Raw genomic sequence first — 23,186 nt, forward strand, 5'->3', positions numbered from 1 at the left:
GTCTATTGCAGACAATGATCTTTGGGATAGCTTGCCAAAATGGGCGGCATTGGGCAAATCACAATACAATACTGCTTATTTAGTTGGTCGCGAGACCACTGCAAGTATATTTATTGTGATCAGCGAAAAGAAGTGGGTTTTCAGCGCGCAGGATACCAATATTTGGCATCTGGATCATCGCGATCAAGCACCACAAAGTTATTGGCGAACACGCGATATGGTTGGCTCCAATCGCCATCCGGCCATTTTATGCGCACCTGCGCACGTTCGGCGACACCAAGTCCGAAATGGATAAAGCCCAAACGCCCTGATGCGTGACCCCCGCCAATTTGCACCGTGTGTGTTTGGGTCAAATTTCCTGTTTTCACGGAAATTTTTGCACCCACGGCATTTCGATTTACCCCAGTGTTGCGAAGCTCAACCGCGAGGAAATTTCCAAACGGGGCGTATCCCCACTCGGTTTTACGGCCAAGATTGCGAAACAGGCTCACGGGCTCTTCGCGGTTCACCACCAACAGATCCAGCATTCCATCCGCATTGAAATCCTCAATAACTGCCCCACGCCCACGCCGTGGTAATGCGATCCCAGCCGCCCCGCCTTGTTCGCTAAACTTTCCATTGGGCAATCCCATCAACATATTGTCGGGGTCTACTTCTGCAAAATCGGGCATACGTTCAACATTGCCCTTTGCAATGTATAAATCGGTGCGCGTGTCATTGTTGAAATCGGCAAATTCCGTGTGCCAACCCGTTGATGGTTTCAGATCATCACCTTGATAGGGGCGATGCGCAGTGGCCGCGCGTTCATATGCCATGTCGCGGTAAATTGGGCTGTCTTCCTCCGCGTCCTCGTCCAAGGTTTGAAGCATCGTATCGCCCATGGACGACAAAGCATAATCGGGGCGCCCATCGGCGTTTAGATCTGTTTGCGCTATGCCCATACCCCAGATAATTAACTTTTGCCAACCATCGCGCGCATCAAATTGTTCTGGACGCCCGCCATTGTTGAGATTCCACAGCTGTTCATAACCACCGCGATGATATTGGCGATCATTGGTGACGCGCAAATCAAACTGACCGCGGTTGTTCCAATCTGTGAACATAATCGACAAGGAACAAAAACTGGGTGAAAGCGATTGATTTTGATCGTATTCCCCGTTCGGATTTGGGCGCGCCAATACATTGTCCTCACAGGTGCCCCACGGTGAACCAGGTGCATCGCGATCAATGTAATTGGCAAATGCCAAGGTTGGGTTTGCCGCGTCTTGTTCCCAGATTGCCGAAAACCCGGTTGTCCAGGCATCGCCGCCATCAAAGACAAAATGATCGTTTGCTTTGGCAAAAGTGCAATCGCCAAGCCCGCGCAAGATCTGGTTTTGACCAACGCGCAAAACCATCAGATCCACATGCGCGTCATTGTCAAAATTGATTGGATATGCACCCGTTACTTTGGTAATTTCACCCGTTGCGGATATAGGTTGTTCTGAAAACGTGATGTCTTGGCCTGCCTTGGATGTATTGCGAAACAGCTTCGCCGGCATTTCGCCACCAGCGATAAACAAGTCATTCATACGGTCATTGTTGCAATCAAAACTGGCCGCACCACCGCCAACAAAATATTCGAACGGGCCGCGATATTGGTGATCGATGCCAGCGATTTCAGCTTGTTCAACAAATTGTGGAACATCGCCGAAAAATTCTGACTGGGCGAATGCTGGGTTTGTAATTGTCAATGAAACGAGCGCAACAATGGTTTTCATTCTGCCACCTCAATGCGCAGCGTTTTTAAAAATGCCACGATTTCACTTCGTTGTTTTTCGGGGGCATTTTCATAAGAATCTTTAGATGATTTTGCACTGCCACCATGTGCGCGTATTATGGCATCAAGCGTGGTGAAATCGTTGCGATGTCCATAGGGCGCGGTGGACCCAAGACCCCATAATTCTGCGGTCATGAAAATATCGCGCCCCACAAAGCGTTGCGAAAACAACTCGTTTCCAAGCAATTCATTTTCAGGGTCGGTGATTTTGTGCCGCTTCAAGTCACCAAACAATGGAACCATGACCTGCCCTTGTTCGTTACGTTCAAGTGACTTTACCCAATCCAGTTGCGACAAATCGTAGATTGCAGGCTTGGCGACATCATGTTGGTTTAATGTCCCAGCCGCATCAACGGGACCAGGGTCATAAAAGTGTAGTGAATTCAATGGCAGCGCTGTGCGGTGACAGGACGTACAGCCAAAATCATCAAAATGCTCTGCCCCTATTTGTGCAGCATCTTGCCATGCACCATCACTGGGTTGCCAAACGGTTGGCGCAGGCAGGCTTGCTTGCCAAGCGACAAGTGCGGATACATCTGCGGGCGAAAATTCATTCTCGTATCCATCCTCGTCAAAATCCTGTTCACCCGTCCAACGTACACCAAATCGTTCGCTGGCTTGCATCCCGTGATGATGGTTCGATGCATTTACGGTAAACTGTCGTAGTGATGTCATAACCCCTTTTTGGCTAAACGGACGAATGACCAAATCGGTATCGACACCATCTAATTCAGATAGATCAACCATGCCATCAGGCGTAGCGGTGATATGGCCAAATGATATGTCTTTGGTAATCAGCGCAACGCGGACAGCGCTGCCAGTATCGCGTGCGTTCGACAATGCCCGTGTGCGTTGTGACACCAAATCGACGGTCATTTCACGCGCTAATAATTCGATCAATCCCGACCCAAACAAATGGTTCGTACCCCGTTCGTTTGAAAATTCAGGGTCGGTGGTATCAAAATCGTGGTTGTTAAATCCCTCCGATAAAAACACATTGGCCACAAAATCACCTGCGCCACCGTCGAACGGTTGATTGTGGCATGATGAACAGGCGTTTGCATCCAATCCCGAAGTCCGCGCAAATGTTTGGCGTAATGCGCGCCGCGGTTTTGTTGGTATGATGGCCTGTGTCGCCATTGGACGACCTGCACCGTCTTTCTCTGTGAATTGTGCTGTGAACAACGCTTCGCCAATAGTACGAAGATGTTCCAATTGCGTTTTACTTTGCAATCCGTGTGGAATGTTTTCAATCGCGCCAATCGATGGTGTTTTCTCGGCCCAAGCGGTATCAGATTGCGCAACGCCTTGTTGCCCAAATAACATCAATATTAGTGAACAAATAACTGTTTTCATTATTTTTTACAGCGTTTGAATTTTCGTGTTGCGATTTCTGTTTTGTCAAATTCGCGCAATGTGACAAAGGAGTTACTTTCAAATGCCAGGCGATCTTCGTTTGGTTCAAAGCTTACATTCGGAGGCTGACCCATGCGGACAAGAAAGCTGTCTTGTAACTGTTCCTCTAATCCGGGTTTTAACAGGTCATAAAATTGTAACCCTGCACCAACAATTGTAAGTGGCATAGGCCCCAATACGTTAAACAAACGCGAAAGCGACAAGCCAAGCGCCGCGCCCGCTTGGCGAAATGCAAATTCTGTCATGCGATCCCCAGCGCGAGCCGATTGTGCCAATCTGTGCATCTGATCCAAGGGGATGAAATTCGCGGGGATAACATCGGTGGGTGCTTCGAATGCGGTGCGCAAAATACCGTAAAATCCCGCATAGGTTTCCAAACATCCATTTGCGCCACATCGGCACAATGGCCCCTGTGCGATATGGGGCATGTGCCCAAATGATGGCGCTGAAAGCTCTATTTCTTTGTGTTGGTTCACCCGCGCAACACCAAGCCCAATATTGTCAGACAGCCAAACAACCGCATGTCGATCGCCCGCCGTAACGGTATCGTTTTGCACCGCACGTCTCATGACATTATGTGCAACATAACAAATTTCGTTGTGTAGCTTAACCTCTGCGTGCCAGTCATCGTGCAACAATTCGCGAAAGTTTATTTTTTGATTGCCAAAAACAGGCGACCAAAGAAGCGATTGTTCTTGCGTGTCCACCTCGCCTTTGGTGGTAATGGAAATGACTTTTATTTGGCTTTGTTTGATCTCCGATCGTGCGACAAAATCAGCGAGCTGTTTTTTGATCATTTGGCCGAATTTGACCGCATCGGTTTGCGTGTTGTCGCGGCCAAAAACCTGTCGGTCTTTTAATGTGTTTTTGTAATCCAATAGCGAAAATTCGATGCGTTCCGCGGAAATGCGCAGCACTACAAAATACGCGAAATTGGCACATGGTGTGAATGAAATTCGTGGGCGTCCGCGTCCGCTGGCAGGTGATTGTTCGACCTTTTCCAACACGCCTTCTTCTAAAAATTCACCGGTGATTACCGATACGGTTCCCGATGCCAAACCTGTTTTTTCAGCGATGACCGTATGTGACAATGGTCCAAATTCACGCAATGAATTCAATACCATGGCACGATTGTTATGGCGCAAACCCTCGGTTGTTATCGCGGTTTGTATAAATGACATTTGCTTGCGCCCTTGCGGTTTTTCGGTGTGCATGTTCGACATCTTATTGCCGTTGAACGGCAAAGTTGCAATCTTTTTCTCGACTCACGAGTTGACCTGCTCACGCTTTCGTGTTTATTTTTCTCGACTATTGTGAAAAATAGAATCGCAGTAGAAAATCGGCGGACAGGTTCCGCAAATTTTAAGTTCTTGGGAGGAACATATGAAAAAGTTTATCACAGCGGCGCTTGCCGCGTCCGTTGCTGTATCTGCACTTGCGACAAGCGCAAACGCAGAAGGTAAAAAAATTGGCGTTTCTTGGTCTAACTTCCAAGAAGAACGCTGGAAAACCGACGAAGCCGCAATGAAAGCAGCGATTGAAGCAAACGGTGACGCCTATATTTCGGCGGATGCTCAGCTATCTGCCGCGAAACAACTTACAGATGTTGAAAGCCTGATCGCGCAAGGCGCGGATGCGTTGATTATCCTGTCAGTTGATTCAGGTTCCGTTGGTTCTGCCGTGGACAAAGCCGCAGCCGAAGGTATCCCTGTTTTGGGCTATGACCGATTGATCGAAGACCAGCGGGCATTTTACCTGACTTTCGACAACAAAGAAGTTGGCCGCGTGATTGCACGTTCCATCGTCGCTGCTGTGCCAGAAGGAAACTATGCCATCATCAAAGGTGACAAGGGCGATCCAAACGCATTGTTCCTGCTTGAGGGCATGATGGATGTAATTGGCGCCGATGTTGAAGCTGGCAAAATTAAAATTGTTGGTGAAGCATTCACGGATGGCTGGAAGCCTGACAATGCACAGAAAAACATGGAACAAATTCTGACGGCAAACGACAATAACGTTGATGCGGTTCTGTCTGAAAATGACGGCATGGCGGGTGGTGCAATTGCTGCACTTGCTGCGCAGGGTATGAACATTCCTGTATCTGGCCAAGACGGTGATCATGCTGCGTTGAACCGTGTTGCACGCGGTACGCAAAACACATCCGTCTGGAAAGACGCACGTGAATTGGGCAAGGCTGCGGGTTCAATCGCCGCGATGCTGGCCGATGGCAAAGCGGGTTCGGAAATTCCTGGTGCTGTAAAATGGTCTGGCGGTTCAAAGGGCGTTGAAATGGATGCGATTTTCCTTGCACCTACTCCGATCGACAAATCCAATATATCAGTTGTGATCGATGCAGGTCATATCGCCAAAGACAAAGTGTGCGAAGGCGCAATGGACGGCGTTGACGGCTGCTAATCACAGTGTAGAAAATTAAACCGCGTCTCGGATTTGGCGCGGTTTATTCACATCATCTGATAAAATTTGAAAGCGGAGCAGGTTTTGAACTCTCTAAATAATTCTGTCGGCGCAGATAAGGTCGAAAACGAAGGTATATTCACCCGTTTTCTCCGCGCCACCGAAATCGATGCGCGATTGTTGGGGATGATTGCTGCCCTGATTATGATCTGGGTTGGATTTCATTTATACGGCCTATTGGTGAATGGATTTGGCGCGTTTTTGACGCCGCGAAATCTGTGGAACCTGTCGGTGCAAACGGCTTCGGTTGCGGTGATGGCAACGGGTATGGTTTTGGTCATCGTCACGCGCCATATTGATCTGTCCGTGGGTTCGATCCTTGGCTTTTCGGCAACAGCAATGGCGATCATGCAGGTTTGGATTTTGCCCGAAATTTTGGGTCTTGGGCATCCTCTGATCTGGGTTATTACAGTGATTTTCGGCCTGATGGTTGGTTGCGCGATTGGTGCGATACATGGGTATCTGATCGCCTATCTGGGTATCCCTGCGTTTATCGTAACACTTGGCGGTTTGCTGGTGTGGCGTGGTGCAACGTTTTTATTGGCACGGGGTGAAACAATTGCACCTGTGGACGCAACATTCACCAAATTAGGTGGCGGGCCATATGGCGCAATCGGTGCAACCGGCAGTTGGATTGTTGGATTGCTCGCATGTTTGGCACTGCTTGGTCTTCTTTGGCAAGGGCGGCGCAAACGGGTTCAGTTTAACTTCCCTCAACGCCCGATTTGGGCCGAAACATTTTTGGCCATTGCGGGCTGTGCGATCATCGTTGGCATCGTTATGTTGGTCAACGCATATTACTGGCCCAAAGGCATCGTGCGCCAATATGCAGAGGCGAATAATATCGATACGCCTGTATCTGAAATTTTCATCAGCCATGGTTTCGCAATACCAGTTTTAATTATGTTGGCTGTGGGTGTCATGATGACATTCTTAACTACGCGCACACGATTTGGTCGTTACGTGTTTGCCATTGGTGGCAATCCAGAGGCGGCGGAATTGGCAGGGATCAAAACGCGCTGGGTCACGGTGAAAATCTTTGCTTTGATGGGCACATTATGTGGCCTTTCCGCGGTGATTGCATCGGCAAGACTTGGTTCAGCATCGATTAGCCTTGGCACCTTGGACGAGCTTTACGTGATTGCGGCGGCCGTGATTGGTGGCACATCCTTTGCCGGTGGTGTTGGCACGATTTACGGCGCAATTCTGGGTGCTTTGCTGATGCAATCATTGCAAGCGGGCATGGTGTTAATAGGGTTTGATGCGGCAATGCAGCAAATGGTCGTGGGTTCAGTTTTGGTTTTCGCCGTCTGGATCGACACAATGTATCGCCGTCGTGCGAAGTAAGGATTGAATGATGTCAAACTCTGAAAACCAAACACCACTTGTTGAAATCAAAGATCTGTCAATTGCATTTGGCGGGATCAAGGCGGTTGATCATGCATCACTTGATTTGTTTCCTGGCGAAGTTGTCGCGATTCTGGGTCATAACGGTGCGGGTAAATCGACGCTGATTAAGATCCTATCGGGAGCGTATAAACGCGATGGCGGCGAAATTTTTGTGAATGGTGAAAAGGCGGACATTAACAATCCGCGCGATGCGAAAAAATACGGCATTGAAACCATTTATCAAACGCTCGCGGTTGCCGATAATGTGGATGCGGCGGCGAACCTTTATCTGGGGCGGGAAATCCTCACCAGTTATGGCACGCTTGATGACACAGCAATGGAGGCCGAAGCACGCAAAGTTATGGGGCGTCTTAACCCCAACTTTCAACGGTTCAAAGAACCGGTATCAAAACTGTCTGGCGGGCAACGCCAATCGGTTGCGATTGCGCGCGCGATTTTGTTTAACGCCAAAATCCTGATCATGGATGAACCGACCGCCGCACTTGGCCCCCAAGAAACGGAACAAGTTGGGCAATTGATCCATCAGTTGAAAAAAGATGGTATTGGTATTTTCCTGATCAGCCACGACATCCACGATGTGTTTGATCTGGCTGATCGTGTTGCTGTCATGAAAAACGGTAAAATGGTTGGTTATGCCAAAACCACGGATGTCACCAAAGATGAAGTTTTAGGCATGATCATCCTTGGTAAATGCCCCGATGGTGCGATCCCAGGACCTGGTGCAATGCAAGAGGCATAATGGAGGGGGCGGGTTTTCCCGCCCTACCCTGTTTTTCCCAATGCGTTGGCTGCACCGATCAATCCAAACCGCGTGTTTTGATACAGGTAAATAGATGTATTTTCGCGTGCTTTACTGAACCGCCCACCATTGTTGAATGCATCAATAAACCCTTGATCCAATAACCAAGGGTTTGCGGCAATCACCCCACCCGCAATAAACACACCACCGGTTGCCGACATGGCAAGCGATAGATCCCCCGCAACAAACCCCAGGTGTTTTTGAAAAATCTTTGCGGTTTTTATCGCGGCTTCATCGGATTTATTCTGTGCGGCTTTCAAAATATCTTTGGGTGTATTTAATGCGGCCTCGCATTTCATCACCGCGCAAACCGCCTGATAAAGGTATGGTAATCCCGTGCCGCTTAAAAATGCCTCGGCCTCGAAATGCAAACCATCCTTAACCATTTGGGTTTCTGGCCAAATTGTTTTAAACGCGTCAAACACAGTTGTTTCAAATGCATCCGTGGGTGCAATGCGCACATGCCCGCCTTCGCCGGGGACGGCAAAATAACCTGATCCAGTTAATATCAACATGCCAACGCCCAACCCCGTGCCGGGTCCGATAATTAGTCGGTTACCCGTCGGAATTTCATCCTCGCCTTGGATTGTTGAAACGTCGTTTTGCGTCACAGTTGCCAGCGACCAAGCGGCGGCGGCAAAATCATTGATGAACGCAACATCTTTGGTTTTACAAAGATCCTGAACAGATGTGATTTTGATCTGTTGATCGGCATTGGTCAGCTTGACTTGTCCATTGGAAATCGTCCCAGCTGCGGCAAGCACGACACGATTTGGGGTGGAACCAATGTCATCCAGATACAAATTCATCGCATCCAACAGGCCGTGTTCTCCCTTGGTTGGAAATGTCCGCTCGCGCGTGATTTCATCATCGTCAACTTGTGCAAATCGCGCATTTGTGCCACCGATATCGGCGATTAAATCCCAGCTCATGTCATTTACCCATTATGTCGGCTTTGAAAAAGCCAGCGTTGTTTTTTGACTATAGGGCAAATCTGGTGAATGGATACAAGATTGAAATGTCGGTTGATTCAAACAATCAGGGAAATATTGCGGTTCCAAACACAGGGCATCATATGGTGAAAACGGTGGGCTTAACCCGTGGCCTGTGTAAACCTGTAATCCGGGTTGATCGGTGTAGATTTCCATTTTGCTATGTTCGCCAATAAAAACCGCACTGGGCTCGTCATTGTGTCGGAGAACAAAATTATGATCTATCTTCGAACGGGTTAATTCGTTGAAATAGGTATCTGACATTGGTGAAATGATACCCGTTGGGATCAATGTATCGTCAACCTCGCATCGCCCTGTAGCGTTAACCTGTAACGTATGATCGGATAATTTACCGCCAAGATTGTAATAATTATGTTGCGCCAAATTTATCGGTGTTTCACCACTTGGTAGCGCATCCAGTTCATAGGCAAGCGTGGAATCCTTCAATGTGATCTTAAGTGAAACATCGACAGTTTCGGGATATCCAGCATCCAAATGTGGCGAGTGCAGGCGCAGTTGTATTGCATTGTCGTGGCTGTCTTTTTCCAAATCCCAAACACGGCGTCCAAACCCAGTTGCACCACCATGCAAATGGTGCGCCCCGTTGTTGCATTCCAATTGATAGGGTTTTCCGTTTAGCGAAAAAGCGCCATATGCCGTGCGATTTGCCACCCGCCCCGCAATAACACCCATGTGGTTTTGATCCGCGACATAGCCTTGTAAATCGGCGTACCCTAAAATCAGGTTTTGCCCCTGTCGTTGCAACGATTTTGTCGTGGCGCCAAAACTTAGAACCTGAACCATCATCGTGTCGGATTTTAATGTGGCGCACCAAACAGGCGCGCCATCTATGTCACCAAATTTATCGACCTGCACCATTACACGAAACGGTTAACGACGTTTTCCAGATATTCTTGGCGGCCAGATTTTGGCGATGGGTTGATATCGCTGTCGCGCACCAATTTTTCGATTTGATCAAGGGATAATTTACCCGCTTTCAAATCTTGGCCTTGGGGTGTGTTCCACCCCGCATAGCGCGACTGAAGCTCGCGATCCAACGTGCCATCCTCGATCATTGCAGCGGCCGCTTTTAACCCACGCGCACAAACATCCATGCCACCAATATGACCCATCAACAGATCATCCGCATCAATGGATTGGCGGCGCAGTTTTGCATCAAAATTTGTGCCACCTGATGTGAAACCACCGCCCTGAAGGATATGGTAATATGCCAGTGCAACCTCTGGCACGTTGTTTGGGAATTGATCCGTATCCCAGCCCGATTGGTAATCATTGCGGTTCATGTCGATGGATCCAAAAATCCCCAGTGATTGTGCCAGTGCGATTTCATGTTCGAAACTATGCCCTGCCAAAATCGCATGACCTTGTTCAAGGTTCATCTGAACTTCGCCTTCCAACCCATGTTTTTTCAAGAAACCATAAACTGTGCCAACGTCGTAATCGTATTGATGCTTGGTTGGTTCTTGTGGTTTTGGTTCCACCAAAATCGCGCCTTTGAAACCGATCTTGTGTTTGTATTCGACAACCAGATTCAGCATCCGCCCCAATTGATCCAGCTCGCGTGTCAAATCGGTATTGAGCAAGGTTTCATACCCCTCGCGCCCCCCCCAAAGAACGTAGTTTTCACCATTCAAACGTTGCGTTGCATCCATACAGGTTTTGATGGTCGCCGCCGAAAATGCGAACACATCTGGGTCTGGATTGGTGGCTGCACCGCCCATGAAACGGCGATCAGAAAACAAATTTGCTGTTCCCCACAACAATTTCATTCCTGTTTCATCCATCTTTTGTTCGAACACATCGACGATGGCATTTAGATTGTCGGTATTCTCGGCGAAATTACGACCCTCTGGGCGTACATCCGCATCGTGAAAACAATAATATGGCGCGCCAAGTGCGGTAAACATTTCAAATGCAATGTCGGCCTTAACCTTGGCGGCATCCATGGCGTTTGAAATGCGATCAGGAAACCATGGGCGATCAAAAGTTTGTCCGCCAAACGGATCACCACCTGGCCATGCAAAGCTGTGCCAATATGCGATGGCAAAACGCAGATGATCCTCCATGCGTTTTCCCATAACGATTTCGTTTGGGTCATAATGGCTAAATGCCAATGGATCGGTATTATCGCTTCCCTTAAATGGGATTTTATCGATGCTGAAAAATGATGTCATGATGCTTCCTTGATAAGAGGGTATAGTTTTTTGAACCGCTGATACGCGGCTTCGTATTCTGATTGTAATTTTTTATTGGGTGAAACGTGTTTGGCGATTGCAGGGGGGACAAGTGTTGTTTCAACATCGGCTCCATCGCCAATCATTGCCAAACGTGCCGCGCCGAGCGCTGCACCGAAATCACCCTTGTCTGGCAATGCCAAGCGAAGGTTTAAAATCGTGGCCAGTGTTTCTATCCAAAACTCAGATTTTGAGCCCCCGCCAATGGCCAATATTTCGTGCAATTCTGTGCCCGTTGATTTCAACGCCTCTAAACAATCTCGCAATGCGAATGATACGCCTTCCATCACGGACTGACATAAATCGGCGGGTGTGGTGTTTGATTTCAACCCGATGAAAGCACCGCCAATATCCGCATCATTGTGGGGCGTCCGTTCACCGGTGAGGTATGGCAAAAACGTAATTTTGCTGGGCCCTGAAATCGGCCCCGCGCAAAGTTTTGACAATTGAGCGGGTGTTGTATTCAATGTATTCGCGAGCCAGTTCAAACTGTTGGTGGCAGATAACATTACCGCCATTTGATACCAACGCTCAGGGACAGCATGACAAAACGTATGAACCGCGGTTTCGGGCGCTGGATGGTATCCGTTTTTGGCTGCGAGCAATACGCCAGATGTTCCCAAGGATACGAAACCTTGTCCCTCTTGCGCGGCGCCCACACCACAGGCGGCAACGGCATTATCGGCGCCTCCTGCAATGACTTTCACATCCTGATTAAACCCACATTCGTGGGCAATCGTTGGATCAATAATACCTGCGATTTGTGACCCTTCGATCAGATCGGGCATTTGATCCATGCGCATTCCGCTGGCGTTTAATAACGTTTCAGACCAATCCCGAGCACCCACATCAAGCCAGCTTGAGCCCGCGGCATCAGACATATCGGTGACGTATCGTTTTGTTAGCCAGTGTAACAAGAAGTCCTTTGGTAATATCACCTTGTGAATGCGATCATACAAATCTGGTTCATGCTTTTGCATCCACATCAATTTTGGTGCGGTAAACCCTGGGAACACGATATTGCCCGAAATTTTGCGAAAGTTTGGATCGGCGTCCAATTGTTTTGCCTCTGCTTCGCTGCGCATATCATTCCACAAAATACATGGGCGCAAAGGTTTGCCAGATGTATCAACAACAACCGCGCCATGCATGTGACCTGACATGCTGATCGCGCGAATGTTTTGAAATGCTGCACCATGATTGTTGTCTAACTCAGTGAATACTTTTAGACAGGCAATGACCCACTCGTTTGGGTCTTGCTCAGACCAATTGGGATGTGGTTGGCTGACGTCATATTGGGCATGGGCAGTCGCAACAGCCGCACCATTTTCATCGACAATAAGTGCCTTTAGCCCCGACGTGCCTAAATCCAATCCAAGATACATTTTAATTCCTCCCCCACTTCAATCACAGAAAAATTCGGCCGTTTCAAGAATTTTCTTTTGTCTCGAAATAAAAAGCGTTAGATTTGCATTTATACTGTTGGGAGGATCATAAAATGTTTCGTTGGGGCGTGTTATCAACCGCAAAAATCGCACGGGAACATTTGATTCCTGCCATGCAAGAATCGACAAATGGAATTGTTGCTGGCATTGCCAGCCGTTCGGTTGATCGTGCACAAGAAATCGCATCGCGTTTTGCAATTCCCACTGTGTTTGAAAATTATGACGATCTGATTGCCAGTTCAGATATTGATGGTGTGTATATTCCATTGCCCACATCACAACACAGCGAATGGGCCATCAAAGCAGCGCGTGCAGGTAAACATGTTTTGTGTGAAAAACCGATCGTGCTAAATGCCAAAGAAATTGATGATATTATCCAAGCCCGTGATCAATCTGGTGTATTGGTTTCCGAAGCATTCATGGTGACATACCATCCACAATGGCTAAAAGTACGCGCATTATTGAACGATGGTGCAATTGGTAAACTGCGCCATGTTCAAGGGGCGTTTTCATATTTCAACATTGACCCAAACAACATGCGCAATGTCGCAAACTTGGGTGGCGGTGCCCTGCCCGATATTGGTGTTTATCCAACTGTGACCACGCGATTTGTAACGGAACAAGAACCTGTGCGATTGCGCGCAGAAATTGATTTTTCAAAAGAATTCGGTACAGATACTTTTGCAAATGTAACGGCGGAGTTTCCTGATTTTTCCATGTCATTTTATGTGTCAACGCAACTGGCGATGCGCCAAGAAATGACATTTCACGGTGACAAGGGGCGCATTCATTTGCAGGCACCGTTTAATGCGGGGCTATATGATTTGGCGCGGGTCAATGTGTTTGATAACGCAACAGATTCCGAAACCAGTTTCAAATTTTCTGCCGTTCGCCAATACGTCACCGAAGTAGAAGCATTCGTGAATGCCGTGCATGATCGCACCCTGCCTCATTTCACGCTGGAAAACAGCCGTAAAAACCAAGCATTCATTGACGCGATTTATCGCGCGGGTAAATCAGGGGACTGGGAAACGGTTTAAGCGTGCAATTTTGTTGCCGCGGCTGATGCCAGTTCTTGCACCTTGGCCCAATCTTTTGCTTTGATCGCATCACTTGGGGCAACCCATGATCCACCAACACAGCGTACATTTGGCAAATCAAGATAGGTTTGCGCATTGCTTAATGATACGCCACCAGTTGGGCAAAATGAAATTTGGGGCAATGGTGACGCAAGGGATTTTAATAACGGTGCGCCCCCTGCGGCCTCTGCAGGGAAAAACTTTTGCATGGTGTAACCACGTTCCAACAACCGCATTGCTTCTGTTGCGGATGCGGCACCTGCCAATAATGGCAAGCCTTCTGCTTCGCAAGCATCAATAAGGATATCGGTGGCGCCCGGGGATACGCCAAATTTTGCGCCCGCGGCAACCGCATTTTTCACATCTTGGGGTGTGATCAATGTGCCAGCGCCAACAACACCGCAGTCTAATTCGGACATTGCCTTGATTGCATCAAGTGCGCACTCGCTGCGCAATGTGACCTCTAACACAGGTAATCCACCCGCGATCAGCGCATTGCCCAGATCGGCGGCGGTTGTGATGTCTTCGACGATCAGAACAGGAACCACAGGAGCCAGTTCGCAAATCTCAACCGTGCGTTTGCTTGCGTCTTGTGCGGAAATACGTGCCATTGGGATGTCCTTTAGAAATTGAAGATTGTGGCACCCGTTTGCGCAGGGCCAACATTTTTACGGAATATATCAAACAGTTCGCGTCCCAATCCAGCATTATTATCCGATAAATCGGGGTGACTGATTTCGCGCTTAAATATGTCGGTGTCTTGGGCATCAAGCGTGCCATTGACTGCATCCACCGTCACGATATCGCCATCGTTAAGATAGGCCAGTGGACCGTTATCTATTGCCTCTGGGCTGACGTGAATTGCGGCGGGCACTTTGCCAGATGCACCAGACATACGCCCATCGGATACCAACGCGACCTTAATTCCACGATCTTGTAGAACTGTCAGACATGGCGTTAATCCGTGCAGCTCTGGCATGCCGTTAGCCTTTGGCCCTTGGTAGCGCACGACCACGATCAAATCACTGGTGAATTCGTTGTTGCGAAACGCGTTCAGTACAGAGTGCTGATCATGAAACACGCGCACAGGTGCGGTGATCTGGCGGCGATCTTCGGAAACGGCGGATACTTTCATCACGCCACTGCCAAGGTTGCCCTTAATATCCGAGAGGCCACCCGTTGCTTGGAACGGTTTTTCCATCGACGCGACGATCTTATCATTAAGCGAGGTTTTGATGCCATCGGCCCAGATCAATTCATCATTAATCAATTTGGGATCTTTGGTGTATTCCTCTAATCCCTTGCCCATGATGGTTGTTGTATCGTCATGTAACAATCCACTATTTAACAACTCGGACATGACCAAGCCCAAACCACCCGCAGCGTGGAAATGATTCACATCCGCCAACCCGTTTGGATAAACGCGGGTCAATAATGGGATTGTGTGCGAAATTTCTGCGAAATCTGACCAATCAAGAATGATGCCAGATGCACGCGCCATCGCCAGCAGATGAATCAACAGATTGGTTGAACCACCCGTGGCCATCAATCCTATAATCCCGTTTACATAAGCGCGTTCGTCCAACACCTGTGAAACGGGGGTATATTGATTGCCAAGTGCGCTGATTGACATGGCTTGGCGTGTGCCCGCCTTGGTCAATGCATCGCGAAGCGGCGTGTTTGGATTAACGAAACTGGAACCAGGCAGATGAAGCCCCATAAATTCCATCAACATCTGATTGGTGTTAGCAGTGCCATAAAATGTACACGTTCCCGGCCCATGATAGCTGGCCATTTCGGCCTTCATCAATGCGGCGCGATCAACTTTGCCCTCGGCAAAATCTTTGCGCACTTTGGTTTTGTCATCGTTTGACATGCCCGTGGTCATTGGACCTGCAGGCAAGAATACCGCTGGCAAATGCCCAAACGTGGCCGCCGCGATCACCAATCCTGGTACGATTTTATCGCAAACACCCAGATAAACAGTTGAATCGAATACGTTATGCGACAGGCCAATGCCCGTAGACATGGCAATTGCATCGCGTGAAAACAGCGACAATTCCATGCCCGTTTGGCCCTGTGTAATTCCATCACACATCGCAGGAACACCTGCTGCCACCTGAGCGGTGCCACCCGCCGCACGTGCGGTTTCTTTGATAATATCGGGGTAAAATTGGAATGGCTGATGCGCCGATAGCATATCGTTATACGCTGTAATGATCCCAAGGTTACCATTTGTTCCTTCGGCCAATGCGGCTTTATCATCGCCCATTGGTGCGTATGCATGGGCTTGGTTGCCGCAGGACAGATGCGCGCGTTGCGGGCCGTCTTTGCGCATGTTTTCCATCCGCTCAAGATAGGCGCGACGGGTTGTTTCAGATCGTTTTACGATACGATCGGTAACTTTTGCGAGTACAGAATTCAGTGCCATTTTGGGTCCTTATTCCTTTGTTTCTCGGATTAAACCGCGTCCAGCCGCTGCCAACGGCGATTATCACGCGCCATCAATGCAATTGCATCTTCAGGGCCTGTGCTGCCTTGGTCATAGGCGACGGGTTTGCTTGAACTTGCGTTCCATTGTTCAATGATATGATCGGTCCAGCCCCACGCGGCCTCAACCTCGTCACCGCGCATAAACAGGGTTTGGTTGCCACGAATGGCATCCATGATCAGGCGCTCATATGCATCAATCGCCACATTATCGGGGATAATTTCGGCAAAGCTCATATCAAGCGGTACTTCGGTCAAACGCATTCCGCCAGGGCCTGGTTCCTTGACCGTCATGTGCAATGTTATCCCCTCTTCTGGTTGCAGGCGAATAACCAATTTGTTTTGGTAATCATCTGCCAGATCAGGGAAGATTGAATGCGGCACTTGTTTGAAAATCAACGTGATTTCTGACACGCGTTTTTTCAACGCCTTACCTGTGCGCAAGTAAAACGGCACACCTGCCCAACGCCAATTTGACACTTCGGTTTTTATCGCGACATAGCTTTCAGTGCGCGACTGTGGATCGTTGACATGATCAAGATATGAACCCGTTTTATCCGATGCACGATATTGGGCGCGAACGGTATCGCGCATATCAACAGGTGCCAGCGCGTGAATAACCTTGAGCTTTTCGTTGCGAACAGAATCCGCTTCGAAATGTGCGGGAGGTTCCATTGCCACCAGACACAGCAATTGCATCAGATGGTTTTGGATCATGTCACGCATCGCACCGGATGTATCGTAATATTCACCTCGCCCCTCAACGGTGACAGATTCCGCAACCGTGATTTGCACGTGGTCCACATATTTTGCGTTCCACAGCGGTTCCAAAAATATATTTGCAAAGCGCAGCGCCATTAGGTTTTGTACGGTTTCTTTGCCCAGATAATGATCAATGCGATAAATTTGGCTTTCGTCGAACGCATCGCGCAGCGTTTCATTCAACGCCTTCGCGCTTGCCAAATCGGTGCCCAATGGTTTTTCGACAACCACGCGCGTTTCTGGCGTGATCAGATCAAACGCTTTCATATGTTGCGTGGTCGGTGTGATTAATGATGGGCTCACCGACAGGTAAAACGCACGCACAGGGTTTGCGTGATCTTTCAGCGATGTCGCTAATTCATCCCACCCTGCATCCGAAAATGCGTCAATGGTTTTATACGATAACATCGCCAAAAACCCGTCCAGATCCGCGGATTTGTAATCCGATTTAGGAACAAATTCTTGAATGGCTTCTTTGGTTAGCTTTTGAAACGCGCTGTCATCGAGATCACTGCGCGACGCACCAATGATGCGCGAACCCATCGGCGCCTGCCCCGCCATAACACGGCGAAACAAAGCAGGCAGGATTTTACGACGCGCCAGATCACCCGTCGCACCAAAAATCACCAGATCAAAGGGATCAACAGGGATGATGGAGGAAACCATTCCCGTTGCCCCCTACAGCAATTTCGACATGGCACGCGCCGTGTCGATCATGCGGTTGGAAAAACCCCATTCGTTGTCATACCAAGACACCACACGCACCAAACCATCAGCAGTCACGGATGTTTGCGGTGCGGCATAGTTGGATGAAGTCGTTGTTGTGTTGTAGTCGATCGAAACCTTGGGCTGCGTTTCGTATGAAAGAATGCCTTTCATCGAACCCTCTGACGCTGCTTTCATTGCCGCATCGATTTGTTCGGCGGTGACGTCATTATTTGGAACGAAAGCCAAATCAACCAGTGATACATTTGGTGTTGGCACGCGAATGGCGCTACCTTCCAATTTTCCTGCAAGTTCTGGCAACACCAATGAAATTGCCTTGGCAGCACCCGTTGATGTTGGGATCATGGAAACGCTGGCGGCGCGTGCACGATAAAGATCCTTGTGATCTGTGTCATGGGTTGGTTGATCGCCAGTGAATGCGTGAACAGTTGTCATATAACCGGTTTTAATACCGCAAAGATCGTTCAAAACCTTGGCGATAGGTGCCAAACAGTTGGTCGTACAAGACGCGTTTGAAACAATCACATCGTCTGCGGTCAATGTGTCGTCGTTCACACCAAATACGATGGTTTTGTCGGCGTCTTTACCAGGTGCGGAAATCAATACGCGTTTTGCACCCGTTTTCAGAATTTCAGCGGCCTTGTCACGCGCGGTGAAAATGCCCGTACATTCCATGGCGATATCCACATCACCCCATGGCAATTCGGCAGGGTTGCGAATTTCGGTCACGCGAATGAACTGACCATCAACCTTGATGCCGCCATCAACGACTTCGACGTCGAAACCAAAACGACCGTGTACAGAATCAAAACGCAACAAATGCGCCATTGTTTCATTTGGCGACAGATCGTTGATCGCAACGATTTGCATGTCTTTCATACCTGATTCAAAGGCTGAACGCAGTACTGATCGTCCAATACGACCAAAACCATTTATAGCAATTTTCACTGTCATTTTTCTATCCACCATATTTTAAAGGCACAAAGCCGTTAGCGCTAACGGTTTTGGAAATAAAACGAAACCAATTCAAAATCAACCTTTATCTTCGCTGGTGACAAAGATGACAAAACTGATAATGTTTGCGCGATGACACACAAACTTACACTCAAAGACATTGCTGCCGCTGCTGGTGTCAGCGAAATGACCGCGTCACGTGCGCTGCGCAATGCAGCGGATGTATCCCAAAAAACCCGTGAACGGGTAGAAGCGGCTGCGGCTGAACTCGGCTATGTGCGTAATAAAATTGCGGGTGCTTTGGCATCGAACAAGGTTGACTTGGTGGGTGTCGTCATCCCATCCGTCAAAAGCTATGTTTTTTCGGAAGTGCTGGACGGTATTTCGTCCGCGCTCGCCCCAACAAAATTACGTCCTGTGTTTGGATTATCCAATTATGATTTAAAATCCGAACAAGAAGTGATCAGCGAAATGTTGTCTTGGCGCCCCAGTGGTTTGATTGTTGCAGGATTAGAACATAACGATACTGCACGCAAAATTTTGGAAAACACCAAAACGCCGATTGTGGAAATCATGGATGTTGATGGCGATGCCATTGATATGTGCGTAGGTATTTCACATTACAAAGCGGGATATCAAATGGCGCAAACCATTGTTGAACGTGGTCACAAAAATATCGGCTTTATCGGCACCAAAATGGAATCCGATTTTCGCGCAGAAAAGCGGTTGAATGGATTCGTGACATGTTTGGCTGAAAACAATATCAGCTTGATGGATCAAGAACTTTATCGTTCTGGGTCGTCAGTGCAAAAGGGCAAAGAATTCACCAAGGCTTTGTTGGAACGCAGCCCTGCATTGGATTGCATATATTGTTCAACAGATGTTACCGCTGTGGGTGCGTTCATGCATTGTTGGGAAAACAATATTTCAATTCCGGATCAATTATCCCTGGCAGGGTTCAACGATCTGACACTTGCGCATGGTCTGCCGCAACGCCTTGCCACAACCAATTCCATGCGGTTCGAAATTGGGCAAAAAGCGGCAGAAATGATTTTGGAATGCAATGCGCCTGATGGTTACGCAGGCCCCAAGATCGTTGAATTATCGCCACAGGTACAATTGGGCGACAGCCTCTAATTCGCGAATTCCAGAATTTTTTGAATAACCAGTTCTGGCCGTTCTACCATTGCGTCATGCAAACAATCGAACACGTCCGTATCCCAGCCATCTTGCCCGTTGTAAATTTCATAAAATCCATGAAATGCAGATGGTGTATTTTGTTTGCACAATAAATACATTTTGCGCGCGGTAGTTGGATTTTCAGACAATGTAATCCCGTCTGCGAAACAGCGAATGGGATGGGGCGTGGTCATTTTCTTTAACCACGCGATGTCATTCGCATCCTTTGACCATTTCGCAAATGCTGTTGGCGCAATGGTGAAATTTTCGTGCGTCGCTGCGGTAACGTCCTGTGTGCGTACCTTTGATCCCAATTCAATTGGAGATTGCCCGTTCTTCGTTGGTACGAAAGCATCAAGATAAATCATGGATGCTATTTGATCGCCCAATTGGTCGGCAACGCCAGTGATGACAAATCCGCCGTATGAATGCCCAACAAGCATGATGTTATCCATTTCCGCGTAATGGATTTCTTGAATGATATCTGTAACATGCGTATCAACATTAATGTTGTCGCTCGCCAAATGTTGCCGCGCACCCAACCCTGTAAGGGTGGGTGTAATCACGCGATGACCAGCGGCACGCAGTTGTGGCGCAACACGTTGCCAACACCAACCGCCATGCCATGCGCCATGAACCAAAACGATATCCATTTTGTGATCCTTAGGTTGCGTTTCGTGCAACAATCGCAATACGCACTACCGTAATCAATGCAAAAGCACTGGCAAGGCTGATTTCTTCGCCCAGATGGGGAACGCTAAACAAATAAAGTGCGGCACCAATGAGTGACAAGGTCGCGTAAAAATCTGATTTCAAAATCGTTGGCGTGACACCGCATAATACATCGCGCAACATCCCGCCACCAACACCTGTAATCCCACCCAAGATCGCCGCCATAATGGGATTGATCCCCGCATTGAGCGCAACTTTGACACCAACGAGAGTAAATAGCGCTAGCCCAACCGCATCGAAATAGGACAACAGGCGAAACCGCTGCCCTTGCCCGCCCTGCATGCGCGCCACCATAAGGTATGTGATAATACCAACAGGAACCGCTGTGCAAAGGTAAGTAATATCGCGAAGCCAAAATACTGGGGTAGCCCCAATCAGAATGTCGCGAATTGTACCGCCACCCACGGCGGTGATCACGGCCAAAAACGTGGCACCGAACAGATCAAAATCAAATCGAACGGCCTGTGTCGCGGCAGATGCGGCCATGACTGCCGTGGCGGGAATCGTCAAAATGACAATGATTGAATTGAGATCAAACATAATTTTCGCGCCACGGCCTGTCAGTTAGTTATTGATCACCTCTGGCCCCATAACGGCGTTTGGCAATACGGTTGATATCCACGGGATATAGGTGATCATGATCAAGAACAAGAACATGATGGCCAAGAATGGCAGTGCGGCGCGAACCACACCCATCATTGACATCCCCGCAACACCCGCGGTCACAAACAGGTTCAAACCAACGGGGGGCGTTATCATTCCGATTTCCATATTCACAACCATGATGATACCCAAATGGATCGGGTCAATGCCCAGTTCCATCGCGATGGGAAATACCAACGGTGCGACGATAACCAGCAAACCCGATGGTTCCATAAACTGTCCACCGATCAGCAAAATTACATTCACCACGATTAAGAACATCACAGGTCCAAATCCATATGCTAACATGGTGCTGGTGATTTGTTGTGGGATTTGTTCATCCGTGATGACGTGCTTTAGGATCAACGCATTGGCAATCACGAACATCAATGTCACCACCAAACGACCCGCATCAAACAATGTTCTGCGTGTGTCTTCGTGCCAGAACGCAGTGATCAAACTTTGCGGTTTCTGAAAAATATTACGGCGTTCTTGTCCATCGCGCGCGGCCAATGGCCCCATGTCGCGATAGATAAAACAGGCCACGATGAATGCATAAACCGATGCGACGGCTGCGGCCTCGGTCGGGGTGAAAATCGCAGATGTCACACCGGGGATACCGTAAATTCCGATCATGATAATCGCGATCAACATCAAGCCCCAGAATGCTTCGCGTAGGGATTGGAACACTTCGCCCCAACCTGCCCATTCACCCGATGGCATGTTTTTTATGCGCGCCATCACATAAATGCCGATCATCAACATTGTACCTGCCAATAATCCAGGGATCACACCAGCCAAGAACATGCGGCCAACTGAAACTTCAACGGCGGCGGCGTAAACCACCATCACGATGGATGGTGGGATCAAAATGCCAAGCGTGCCCGCATTACAAATAACGCCAGCGGCGAATTCTTTGGTGTAACCCACTTGGCGCATGGCGGCGATCACGATGGAACCAATGGCCACCACAGTTGCAGGGGATGAACCCGAAAGGGCAGCGAAAATCATACAGGCCAGAACAGATGCAATCGCCAGACCACCACGAAAATGGCCAACGAGAGCGATTGAAAAACGGATGATCCGTTTGGCAACACCACCCGTGGACATAAAGGACGATGCCAATATGAAAAACGGAATGGCGAGCAATGTTGAATGGCCCTCGAATGCCTCGAACAAGGTTTGCGCGATGGATGCGGTGGAACTATCCGAAAAGGTTAACAAAAACAAAATGGACGACAGGCCAAGCGATACCGCAATCGGCACACCAATCAACATCAGGCCGATCACCATCACAAAGAGAATAAGGATTTCCATGATTACATCGCCTCTTCTTGTTCTTTAAGGCGTTTTGCCGCCTCTTCTACGTCGTCTTCGGCCTCGTGGCTGACGATCATCATGTCGATTTTACCCGTCCATACGGCCCATCCCGCTTGTAAAAAGCGAAACAGTAACAAAGCCATGGACACCGGTAGCACCAGATACGGCACGACCTTTGGCAATTTTTCATAAGCGTCCCCGTCGTTAAAAACGTCAGACAACCAATTTAGAAAAAACGGCACGGGGATATCTTGGGTTTCATACCAACCCCGTCCACGCGTGGTTTCATCAAACCCTAGTGGGAACCAGCGCCCTTCGGTTGGATACAGATTTGCAAACGGCGCCCAATAATCCCAAGCACCTTTCAACAAGAAAAAAGCATAGGCGATACATGCCACGGCTGAAATCAACGCCAAAATGCGTCTTATGCGTGACCCTGCCATATTGATAATGGCATCCACACCCAAATGCGCTGATTTTTTAACTGCATATGATGCGCCCAGCAATACCAGCCAAGCGAACATGAATACGGTCAACTCGAGCGCGTAAAATATATTGGAATTGAAAACATAACGGGCGACAACATTGGCAAATGTCATCAACGTCATCATGCCCAATAAAAACGCAATTAGGTTTTCTTCCAGACGATCCGTCCAGCGTTTGGCAAATGTCATTGCCGCCTCCCCAATTT

At 48.6% G+C, this 23,186-nt stretch carries 20 protein-coding genes; 5 read left to right on the forward strand and 15 right to left on the reverse strand.

The genetic code is table 11. From position 1 onward, the window contains the following. Positions 1-140: 140 nt before the first annotated feature. From IE094_RS12805 to IE094_RS12815, 3 genes are read right to left on the reverse strand one after another with little or no spacing between them, the layout of a single operon-like run. A complete protein-coding gene (locus IE094_RS12805; protein ID WP_189641104.1) occupies positions 141-1,760 on the reverse strand; it encodes a CRTAC1 family protein in 1,620 nt (539 codons plus the stop codon). Beyond that, positions 1,757-3,175, reverse strand: a complete 1,419-nt coding sequence (locus tag IE094_RS12810; protein ID WP_189641105.1) for a cytochrome c family protein — start codon at positions 3,173-3,175, stop codon at positions 1,757-1,759. Before IE094_RS12810 ends, IE094_RS12805 begins: the two co-directional genes overlap by 4 nt. After that, complete coding sequence (locus tag IE094_RS12815; protein ID WP_189641106.1) at positions 3,175-4,416, reverse strand: ROK family transcriptional regulator; 1,242 nt, start codon at positions 4,414-4,416, stop codon at positions 3,175-3,177. The genes IE094_RS12810 and IE094_RS12815 overlap by 1 nt, the downstream gene beginning before the upstream one ends. A 202-nt stretch (positions 4,417-4,618) precedes the next feature. Between IE094_RS12815 and IE094_RS12820 the strand changes: the two genes are divergently transcribed. The 3 genes from IE094_RS12820 to IE094_RS12830 all read left to right on the forward strand — a co-directional run bounded on the left by IE094_RS12820 (position 4,619) and on the right by IE094_RS12830 (position 7,859). Further along, positions 4,619-5,650 carry a substrate-binding domain-containing protein gene (locus IE094_RS12820; protein WP_189641107.1) on the forward strand — a complete coding sequence of 344 codons (1,032 nt, stop codon included), beginning with the start codon at positions 4,619-4,621 and terminating at the stop codon, positions 5,648-5,650. 84 nt (positions 5,651-5,734) lie between these two features. Then, positions 5,735-7,057 carry a sugar ABC transporter permease gene (locus IE094_RS12825; protein WP_373295880.1) on the forward strand — a complete coding sequence of 441 codons (1,323 nt, stop codon included), beginning with the start codon at positions 5,735-5,737 and terminating at the stop codon, positions 7,055-7,057. A gap of 7 nt (positions 7,058-7,064) precedes the next feature. Then, positions 7,065-7,859, forward strand: coding sequence for an ATP-binding cassette domain-containing protein (locus IE094_RS12830; RefSeq protein ID WP_373295881.1), 795 nt, complete (start codon positions 7,065-7,067; stop codon positions 7,857-7,859). Between the two features lie 23 nt (positions 7,860-7,882). Here the strand turns inward: IE094_RS12830 and IE094_RS12835 are convergent, their stop codons facing one another. From IE094_RS12835 to xylB, 4 genes are read right to left on the reverse strand one after another with little or no spacing between them, the layout of a single operon-like run. Beyond that, on the reverse strand, positions 7,883-8,851 hold the full coding sequence (locus IE094_RS12835) for a glucokinase (RefSeq protein WP_189641109.1): 969 nt from the start codon (positions 8,849-8,851) through the stop codon (positions 7,883-7,885). A gap of 12 nt (positions 8,852-8,863) precedes the next feature. Further along, on the reverse strand, positions 8,864-9,790 hold the full coding sequence (locus IE094_RS12840) for an aldose epimerase family protein (RefSeq protein ID WP_189641110.1): 927 nt from the start codon (positions 9,788-9,790) through the stop codon (positions 8,864-8,866). Then, positions 9,790-11,106, reverse strand: a complete 1,317-nt coding sequence (gene xylA, locus IE094_RS12845; protein ID WP_229802329.1) for a xylose isomerase — start codon at positions 11,104-11,106, stop codon at positions 9,790-9,792. The genes IE094_RS12840 and xylA overlap by 1 nt, the downstream gene beginning before the upstream one ends. Further along, positions 11,103-12,551 carry a xylulokinase gene (xylB, locus tag IE094_RS12850; RefSeq protein ID WP_189641111.1) on the reverse strand — a complete coding sequence of 483 codons (1,449 nt, stop codon included), beginning with the start codon at positions 12,549-12,551 and terminating at the stop codon, positions 11,103-11,105. Before xylB ends, xylA begins: the two co-directional genes overlap by 4 nt. Before the next feature lie 113 nt (positions 12,552-12,664). Between xylB and IE094_RS12855 the strand changes: the two genes are divergently transcribed. Further along, positions 12,665-13,651: a Gfo/Idh/MocA family protein gene (locus tag IE094_RS12855; protein ID WP_189641112.1), complete on the forward strand. Its 987-nt coding sequence runs from the start codon at positions 12,665-12,667 to the stop codon at positions 13,649-13,651. On the opposite strand, the gene eda is transcribed toward IE094_RS12855, so the two are convergent. From eda to gap, 4 genes are read right to left on the reverse strand one after another with little or no spacing between them, the layout of a single operon-like run. Next, a complete protein-coding gene (gene eda / locus IE094_RS12860; RefSeq protein ID WP_189641113.1) occupies positions 13,648-14,301 on the reverse strand; it encodes a bifunctional 4-hydroxy-2-oxoglutarate aldolase/2-dehydro-3-deoxy-phosphogluconate aldolase in 654 nt (217 codons plus the stop codon). The genes IE094_RS12855 and eda overlap by 4 nt on opposite strands. Before the next feature lie 11 nt (positions 14,302-14,312). Beyond that, positions 14,313-16,121: a phosphogluconate dehydratase gene (gene edd / locus IE094_RS12865; protein WP_189641114.1), complete on the reverse strand. Its 1,809-nt coding sequence runs from the start codon at positions 16,119-16,121 to the stop codon at positions 14,313-14,315. 29 nt (positions 16,122-16,150) lie between these two features. Continuing rightward, the gene (zwf, locus tag IE094_RS12870) at positions 16,151-17,608 is read right to left on the reverse strand and encodes a glucose-6-phosphate dehydrogenase (RefSeq protein WP_189641115.1); all 1,458 of its coding nucleotides are present in this window, start codon (positions 17,606-17,608) and stop codon (positions 16,151-16,153) included. A 12-nt stretch (positions 17,609-17,620) separates the two neighbouring features. Continuing rightward, the gene (gene gap / locus IE094_RS12875; protein ID WP_189641116.1) at positions 17,621-18,622 is read right to left on the reverse strand and encodes a type I glyceraldehyde-3-phosphate dehydrogenase; all 1,002 of its coding nucleotides are present in this window, start codon (positions 18,620-18,622) and stop codon (positions 17,621-17,623) included. 132 nt (positions 18,623-18,754) lie between these two features. Here gap and IE094_RS12880 point away from each other — a divergent pair, with 132 nt between their 5' ends. Continuing rightward, positions 18,755-19,759: a LacI family DNA-binding transcriptional regulator gene (locus tag IE094_RS12880; protein WP_189641117.1), complete on the forward strand. Its 1,005-nt coding sequence runs from the start codon at positions 18,755-18,757 to the stop codon at positions 19,757-19,759. On the opposite strand, the gene IE094_RS12885 is transcribed toward IE094_RS12880, so the two are convergent. The 4 genes from IE094_RS12885 to IE094_RS12900 are packed head-to-tail and all read right to left on the reverse strand — an operon-like array spanning position 19,756 to position 23,169. After that, entirely contained in the window at positions 19,756-20,454 is a 699-nt protein-coding gene (locus IE094_RS12885; protein WP_189641118.1) for an alpha/beta fold hydrolase, read from the reverse strand. The two genes, IE094_RS12880 and IE094_RS12885, sit on opposite strands and share 4 nt — an antisense overlap. Before the next feature lie 10 nt (positions 20,455-20,464). Beyond that, positions 20,465-21,073, reverse strand: a complete 609-nt coding sequence (locus IE094_RS12890) for a trimeric intracellular cation channel family protein (RefSeq protein WP_189641119.1) — start codon at positions 21,071-21,073, stop codon at positions 20,465-20,467. 24 nt (positions 21,074-21,097) lie between these two features. Then, positions 21,098-22,492, reverse strand: a complete 1,395-nt coding sequence (locus tag IE094_RS12895; protein WP_189641120.1) for a TRAP transporter large permease — start codon at positions 22,490-22,492, stop codon at positions 21,098-21,100. A 2-nt stretch (positions 22,493-22,494) separates the two neighbouring features. Next, on the reverse strand, positions 22,495-23,169 hold the full coding sequence (locus IE094_RS12900) for a TRAP transporter small permease (protein ID WP_189641121.1): 675 nt from the start codon (positions 23,167-23,169) through the stop codon (positions 22,495-22,497). Positions 23,170-23,186 lie beyond the last annotated feature (17 nt).

It is taken from the genome of Paramylibacter ulvae, from assembly GCF_014652655.1.
Lineage (GTDB): Bacteria > Pseudomonadota > Alphaproteobacteria > Rhodobacterales > Rhodobacteraceae > Amylibacter > Amylibacter ulvae.

Excerpts from the sequence above, each read along its gene's own strand:
- xylA (WP_229802329.1), bottom strand. The coding sequence starts at position 11,106 with ATGACATCATTTTTCAGCATCGATAAAATCCCATTTAAGGGAAGCGAT.
- IE094_RS12815 (WP_189641106.1), bottom strand. The coding sequence starts at position 4,416 with ATGTCATTTATACAAACCGCGATAACAACCGAGGGTTTGCGCCATAAC.
- IE094_RS12805 (WP_189641104.1), bottom strand. The coding sequence starts at position 1,760 with ATGAAAACCATTGTTGCGCTCGTTTCATTGACAATTACAAACCCAGCA.
- IE094_RS12855 (WP_189641112.1), top strand. The coding sequence starts at position 12,665 with ATGTTTCGTTGGGGCGTGTTATCAACCGCAAAAATCGCACGGGAACAT.
- IE094_RS12895 (WP_189641120.1), bottom strand. The coding sequence starts at position 22,492 with ATGGAAATCCTTATTCTCTTTGTGATGGTGATCGGCCTGATGTTGATT.
- edd (WP_189641114.1), bottom strand. The coding sequence starts at position 16,121 with ATGGCACTGAATTCTGTACTCGCAAAAGTTACCGATCGTATCGTAAAA.
- IE094_RS12835 (WP_189641109.1), bottom strand. The coding sequence starts at position 8,851 with ATGAGCTGGGATTTAATCGCCGATATCGGTGGCACAAATGCGCGATTT.
- IE094_RS12810 (WP_189641105.1), bottom strand. The coding sequence starts at position 3,175 with ATGAAAACAGTTATTTGTTCACTAATATTGATGTTATTTGGGCAACAA.
- IE094_RS12830 (WP_373295881.1), top strand. The coding sequence starts at position 7,065 with ATGATGTCAAACTCTGAAAACCAAACACCACTTGTTGAAATCAAAGAT.
- IE094_RS12840 (WP_189641110.1), bottom strand. The coding sequence starts at position 9,790 with ATGGTGCAGGTCGATAAATTTGGTGACATAGATGGCGCGCCTGTTTGG.
- xylB (WP_189641111.1), bottom strand. The coding sequence starts at position 12,551 with ATGTATCTTGGATTGGATTTAGGCACGTCGGGGCTAAAGGCACTTATT.
- IE094_RS12890 (WP_189641119.1), bottom strand. The coding sequence starts at position 21,073 with ATGTTTGATCTCAATTCAATCATTGTCATTTTGACGATTCCCGCCACG.
- IE094_RS12900 (WP_189641121.1), bottom strand. The coding sequence starts at position 23,169 with ATGACATTTGCCAAACGCTGGACGGATCGTCTGGAAGAAAACCTAATT.
- eda (WP_189641113.1), bottom strand. The coding sequence starts at position 14,301 with ATGGCACGTATTTCCGCACAAGACGCAAGCAAACGCACGGTTGAGATT.
- gap (WP_189641116.1), bottom strand. The coding sequence starts at position 18,622 with ATGACAGTGAAAATTGCTATAAATGGTTTTGGTCGTATTGGACGATCA.
- IE094_RS12880 (WP_189641117.1), top strand. The coding sequence starts at position 18,755 with ATGACACACAAACTTACACTCAAAGACATTGCTGCCGCTGCTGGTGTC.
- IE094_RS12885 (WP_189641118.1), bottom strand. The coding sequence starts at position 20,454 with ATGGATATCGTTTTGGTTCATGGCGCATGGCATGGCGGTTGGTGTTGG.
- IE094_RS12820 (WP_189641107.1), top strand. The coding sequence starts at position 4,619 with ATGAAAAAGTTTATCACAGCGGCGCTTGCCGCGTCCGTTGCTGTATCT.
- zwf (WP_189641115.1), bottom strand. The coding sequence starts at position 17,608 with ATGGTTTCCTCCATCATCCCTGTTGATCCCTTTGATCTGGTGATTTTT.